A 1,559-nucleotide genomic window follows, 5' to 3' on the forward strand; every position below is an offset into this window, starting at 1 on the left:
TTGGAAGCCCGTGGATCGTGTTCCAACCTCCGATTCAGGTTGGAGCAGGTTTGAGTACGACGTCCTCACGGCGGGTGAGCACCAGATCATGGCCAGTGTCCACAGCCCGTATGACGACCGTCCTAGCCCATTCATTTTTCCGATCAATGTGTATCTGGAGAGTCCCTGGGAGCAGGCTTCGCTGTTTATCAACGGAGAGCGAGTGGCCTGGAACTCACCGAGTGTGGTTTTGTTTCGCGGTCAGCCCAACGAGGTGAGGATAGAAGCGCCCTTCCTGCAGGAAAAAGAAATTAGTCTGGGATTGAACAATCAGGACGGTCTGAGCATTGAAGCTGCTCCAGCGTTTGAGGAGTGGGTACCCGTACCGGACGGCACGACCGGTTGGGTCGTCACCCCGGCTGGCAACAAAAGTGGTCGCATCACGTTGAAGTTGTCGAGCAAAGAAACCGCTCAAGCCTGGGAAGTTCCCTGCGCCGTACTGTCGTTAAGCCTCGCCGATGAGGCTGATGTCCTTGTTGACGGGGTTGAAGTTCCACCTACGGGCAATTGGTTTATTCGGGATAAACCACAGACTGTCACATTGACACCCAAATCAGGCAGTCCGTTGGCCGGCCTCCCTGTTTCATTGAGTTGTGTAATCAAAAGTGGCCTCGATATTGCCAATGTGGTGAGTACACCAGCATTTGGCAGTGAGCAATTTACATATAGCTGGGTGGTGACGGGGAAAACCAAAAGCGGAACGTTCCAACTGGCGCTGGCGGGCAAGGGCATGACCACGCCGATTAACGTAACAGCCAGCAAATTGCTGTCGACCAACCTGGCCGATGAGGTCGAAGTCAAGATCGGAGGGGAAAGCGTTCCTGCCGATGGTAACGTGTTCTTCAGGGGGCAGGCCAGGGATGTTGAGCTGATTCCCAAACTCGGCAGCCCAATCGCTGGCCACCCCATAGCGTTGACACGCACGGTCACTAGTCCGCTTCAACCAAGTGACTTGGGCAGCGCACCGCCATTCGATCCATTTCAGACAACCCATAAATGGCGTGTCACCGGGGCGAACAGAAGTGGCACCTTTCAATTGCACATGACTGCTCAGGGCATGACCACGCCGATTAACGTAACAGCCAACAAATTGCTGTCGACCAACCTGGCCGATGAGGCTGATGTCAAGATTGATAATAAAGACACTTCAGAGGCTGGTACTGCTTTCCTTAGAAAGATGCGTCGCAACATAAAATTGGTGCCAAAGCCAAATAGTCCGTTAGCTGGGCTTGCCTTCATTATGCGGTACGCAGTTTTAAGTAAACTATCGCCTGGTGCGGTCGAAAGTGTTCCTGCTATTGGTGCCGAAACATCAAACCTCGAGTGGGATGTTGGTTGTATGGCTGCAGGAGATGGTGCTTTTCGGTTGGAGTTATACTGTCCGAGGCTTGAAAGTTCAGTTTATATTGAGTGCAAACAAATTGATGTCAGCTATAACGTAGCCGGCAAAAATGTAGAAATGATTGATGGTGTTGGTGAGGCCACTATTGGGGATTGGGGCAAGCATATTTTTTTAGTTA

The 1,559-nt window shown here is 51.9% G+C and carries 1 protein-coding gene; it reads left to right on the forward strand.

Annotation, left to right across the window (positions count from 1 at the left end):
- Window positions 1–10: 10 nt before the first annotated feature.
- On the forward strand, window positions 11–1,559 hold a 1,549-nt coding region (locus EI969_RS14250; RefSeq protein WP_160388372.1), incomplete at its 3' end, for a hypothetical protein.

The organism is Pseudomonas sp. PB101 (assembly GCF_009764265.1).
GTDB lineage: Bacteria > Pseudomonadota > Gammaproteobacteria > Pseudomonadales > Pseudomonadaceae > Aquipseudomonas.